4 protein-coding genes and 1 pseudogene are annotated in these 4,290 nt (G+C 61.1%); all 5 read right to left on the reverse strand.

What is annotated here, in order from left to right; genetic code table 11:
- Positions 1–419, reverse strand: a pseudogene (locus ACY693_RS15735) (patatin-like phospholipase family protein); the annotation flags it as partial.
- Positions 420–519: 100 nt separating this feature from the next.
- On the reverse strand, positions 520–966 hold the full coding sequence (locus ACY693_RS15740) for a PAS domain-containing protein (protein WP_462322760.1): 447 nt from the start codon (positions 964–966) through the stop codon (positions 520–522).
- A 59-nt stretch (positions 967–1,025) separates the two neighbouring features.
- Positions 1,026–1,478: an SRPBCC family protein gene (locus tag ACY693_RS15745; protein WP_462322761.1), complete on the reverse strand. Its 453-nt coding sequence runs from the start codon at positions 1,476–1,478 to the stop codon at positions 1,026–1,028.
- A 310-nt stretch (positions 1,479–1,788) separates the two neighbouring features.
- On the reverse strand, positions 1,789–4,083 hold the full coding sequence (locus ACY693_RS15750; RefSeq protein ID WP_462322762.1) for a putative bifunctional diguanylate cyclase/phosphodiesterase: 2,295 nt from the start codon (positions 4,081–4,083) through the stop codon (positions 1,789–1,791).
- Positions 4,084–4,107: 24 nt separating this feature from the next.
- The coding region (locus tag ACY693_RS15755) for a hypothetical protein (protein ID WP_462322763.1) at positions 4,108–4,290 on the reverse strand (183 nt) is incomplete at its 5' end.

Genomic DNA, 4,290 nt, shown 5'->3' on the forward strand with positions numbered 1-4,290 from the left:
CGGAGGCCGGTGTCCTTGTAATGAACTCCGGGTACCAGGGACGAGCCGGTGTCGACGTTGGCATCGACCTGGCCGGCCAGGAGGCCGAGGCGGAGCTCGGCGAAGCGGCCAAAGGTGGTGCCAACGTCCAGGCCGATGCGATACAGAGCGATGTCATAGCGAGCGATACGGTCGTCACCCTGGAGGACGCTGAGCGGCACCTTGCCGAGGTCGATGTAGGGCGCGACGAAGCCGGTCCGCGAGCTATCGAAGGGCTGATAGAACTCCGAGAACAGATGCGGCTCGTTGCGCATGTTGATGGCGCTTAGCCATTCACCGCCGAGCGCGTTGATCCAGGTCTGGCGAAAGGTCGCGCGCAGCCCCAAACGGCTGTCGCCCTCGAAGTCGTTCCAGTACCAGACCAATACGGAGGCGGGCATCCGCATCGGCGGCGGCGAATGCCGACAGCAAACAGAGTGTCGCTAAGGCAGGCCTCATGATGCTGTCACGGCCGATGCTGCTCCGGCCTTGACCTCCAGTTTAGGCCTGGCCCAGGAGCTTGGTCAGACGTTCGATCTCCTCTTGAGCCTCCACCTGTTCCGTGACGTCGTATTGGACGCCCAGGTAGTAGATAACCTTGCCGTCCGGGTCCTTCAGCGGCCGGATCGAGAGCCGGTTGTAGAAGCGCGAGCCGTCCTTACGATAGTTGCGCAAGGTCACTTCCACCGGCCTTGCTTCAGCCAATGCCTCGCGGATCGTGACCAGGGCGTCCTGATCGCGATCGTCCGCCTGCAAGAATCGGCAGTTATGACCGACGATCTCCTCTTGGCTATACCCGGTCATCCGCTCGAAGACCTCGTTGGCGTAAACGATGGGATTGTCCGGCAGATCCGGGTCGGACAGGGTCACGCCATTGACACAGTTATCAAGTATCTGGGCTAGCACTCCCGGGATCATGCCCGGGTCTTTCTCTGCCACGAAGTTCATGGCGACCTCGCTTTGTGGTGATCCGATCGTTTACTCTCGTCCGAGGAACTGAGCCCCCGCTACGCCGCCGCGGGCTCGGTTTCAGTCTCGATGAGTCGCTTCAGGTTACGCACGGTTCGTTGGGCGCCGTCCTCCACCGCCAAACGGATCAGCTTCTCGAACGGGCGCATCATCATCTCTAGGCGCTTCAATTCGAAGGTAAACACCAACCGAGCGTGATCGCCGTCCGGCTCGATCCGATAGTTCACTACGAATGCCGGCGAGCCACCCTCGAAGGTCAGCCGCTTAGGAGGCTCCATTTGGGTGATGCGAAACGTCGATTCGGTGCGCCGTCCCTGATCCACGCGCACCTGCCGCGCCTGGGTGCCGACGCGGATGGGCCTCGGGGATATGATCTGCAGCTCGCGCACCTCTGGTGACCACCGTGGATAGTTGCGCTCGAAGTCCTCGGCGATAAACCGGTAGACCTCAGTTGGTGGTCGCCGGATGCCGATGTTGGCTTGTGCTCTCACCACAGCGCCACCCCGCTGTCTGATCTAAGAATGACAACCATTCGGCCTCAATCTTGCCGCTGAGGTTCCAAGCGCAGGCTTAGCGCTGGCTCGGCTGAAGCCGCCCTGATGAGAAGACCAGCAGCCACCGGGTTGGAAACGAAACCCATCTAGAGCCGGAACCTACTGGCTGGCGATCTCATCCCGACAGCCTAGCCGATCTGGGGATCGGCGACTAGAAGGCGCACTTGGAAGTTTATAGAGATATGCATAGACCGCAGCAGAGCGGTGATATCTCGGAGGAGCTCGTGCGCGATGCCAATAGCTCTCACTAAGTCTCTGGCTGCTGCCAGGGAGCGTCCTGGAGCAGGGCCTCTGCGGTCGCCGCATCGACCGGCGGCGAGAACAGATAGCCCTGGCCCCTGTTGCAGCCGAGACGCTGCAGAATGGTGAGCTGCTCCGTGGTTTCGATGCCTTCGGCGATCACGCGTTTGTCGAGGGTCTCCGCAAGCCGAAGGATGGCGGTGACGATGCCGGCTGTGCGCGGCTCGCTGGTGAGTGTGCGCACAAACTGGCCGTCGATCTTGATGCTGTCGAATGGGAACTCATGCAGATAACTGAGTGACGAGTAGCCAGTGCCGAAGTCGTCCATGCTCAGCTTGAAGCCTTGGGCATGCAGGCCTTCCATCGCCGCTAGTGCAAGGGATTTATCGGTCAGGATCGCGCTTTCGGTGATCTCGATGTTGATCAGCTTAGGAGAACAGCCGACCTCGGCAACGAGCCGGCTCGTCTCCTCGGCAAACCCTGTGCTCATGAACTGTCGGCCGGAGAAATTGACGTTCACCGTTGGCGGTGTGCTGAAACGCTCCGCCCAGCTCGAGGCTTGGCGGCTCGCCTCGCGCAGCACGAAGTGGCTGATATCCAAGATCAGCAAGGTATCTTCAGCGAGCGGGATAAATTGATTGGGCGGGACCAGACCGCGTTCTGGGTGGCGCCAGCGAATCAGTGCCTCGAAGCCTTTGATGCGGCCATCGTCGAGCGCAACGATTGGCTGGTAGTGAAGGATAAGCTCTTCGCGCTCCAGTGCCCGTCTGAGATCGCGCTCTAGCTCCATATCCGCCAGCGCACGTGCGTGCATTGCAGGATCGAACAGCGCGTAACGATGCTCGCGACCTTCGCAGCGCTTGGCCTGGTACATCGCGATATCGGCGTCACGAAGCATCGATTCCGGTTGGTGATAGCTGCCGTCGGCGAGCACGATCCCAATGCTGGCGGTGGTAAAGACCTCCTGTCCGCGCACCGTGAAAGGCAGCAGCAAGGCTTGCTCCAGGCGTCTTGCCATCGCATGGGCGGCATCTGGACATTCGATAGCCTCCATGAGGATCAAGAATTCGTCACCGCCGAGTCGAGCGATGGTGTCGGCTTGCCGAAGATGCCCGGTGAGACGTTTCCCGATGACGACCAGCAGCTGATCGCCGATGCTATGGCCAAGACTGTCGTTGATGGTCTTGAATCGATCTAGGTCTAGGAAGAAGAGCGCAAAACGGTAATCGGGCTCTTGCTGTTGACGCGTCAGCGCTTGCTCGAGACGCTGATACATGAGAGCGCGATTCGGGAGACGCGTCAGCTCATCCCGATAGGCGTACTCCCTGAGTCGCGCTTCGATCTGTTTGTGTCTGCTGATGTCGCGGCCGATGAGCAACAGGCGTCCGCGGGGCAAGGCGCCGATCCGGACCAGTCGCAGCTCGATCCAGATCAGCTGGCCGGCGCTGTTGCGCAGACGACACTCAACCTGCTCGGTCCGACCCGTGAGCGCCCGGCGCCAGCAGCGGCGCCAGAGCACCGGTGCGGGCTCGGCCAGCCAGCTGATGAGCGGTCGCTGTTGCAGCTCCTGGAAGCTGACACCAAGCAGCTCAAGGGTTTGATGGTTGGCCTCGATCAACTGATTGGTGCGGGCGTCGATGATCGCGAGGGCTTCCTGGGCGTTCTCGAACAGGGTGCGATAGTCGATCTTGGCGCTGTGCAATGCGCGCTTGGCGCTTCGGCGTTCGAGCAGCGTCAGATACACCGACAGTGCTGCTTTGGCGATGGCCTGATCGCCAGGCTCGAAGGCGAGCTCGCTACCGAGCAATGGCTGGCGCCGGTAGCCGAACAGCAGGAGCTTCTCACCTTGGGCCGCGCTCGCCCACAGCCATAGCTTTAACCCTTGGGATTGCAATGCCTCGCGTAACTTGGTGGCGACTTGCTCTGGGGACGAGCTGATGGCCTGATCCGGAAAGGGTGTAGCGAGGGGAAGCTGAAAGGCCGCGTCGAGGCCGAGGGCATGCTCTACCCTGAGACTGTGCTCCGACGTTCGGGTCATCAGCGCCGCACAATCGATTTGCAGGGACTCGACGAGCAGAGCGACCAGATTCTCCCCGAGCCACTGGTCTGGCGTTAGCTGAAGAGGGTTTTGCCCATCGAGCTCGTACAGGCGTTGAAGGATGGTGGCGATGACGCGCTGGCGATGCGCATCGCGGCGCGCGGCCCTGAGCTCAGATTGATTGCGCAGTAACCGCGCTCCGAGTTCATCGTATTGCCGACGGTAGTAGTCAGCAGCCTCTTGGGCGTTTTGCGTATCATCCATAGGCGGTTCTTTGCTCAATGAGGCTCAGGTGGAGCATTGCACCGCAGTTGGGCCGGCACAGCTGAGCGGGCAGTTGTGGAACGGACGGGTTGGAAGCGGGTTGGAACCAACCGGGTTGGAATCGGTGTAGCCAGGGTGCTCCTCAGTTCTCGGCAGTGGCACAGAGGGCAAGCACTCCAGTCCAATCGAGCGGGCGGCTGCGGCCTC

Source organism: Halochromatium sp., assembly GCF_054919635.1.

Bases quoted from the DNA above. Each gene is read 5' to 3' on its own strand.
- ACY693_RS15740 (WP_462322760.1), bottom strand. From the start codon at position 966: ATGAACTTCGTGGCAGAGAAAGACCCGGGCATGATCCCGGGAGTGCTA.
- ACY693_RS15750 (WP_462322762.1), bottom strand. From the start codon at position 4,083: ATGGATGATACGCAAAACGCCCAAGAGGCTGCTGACTACTACCGTCGG.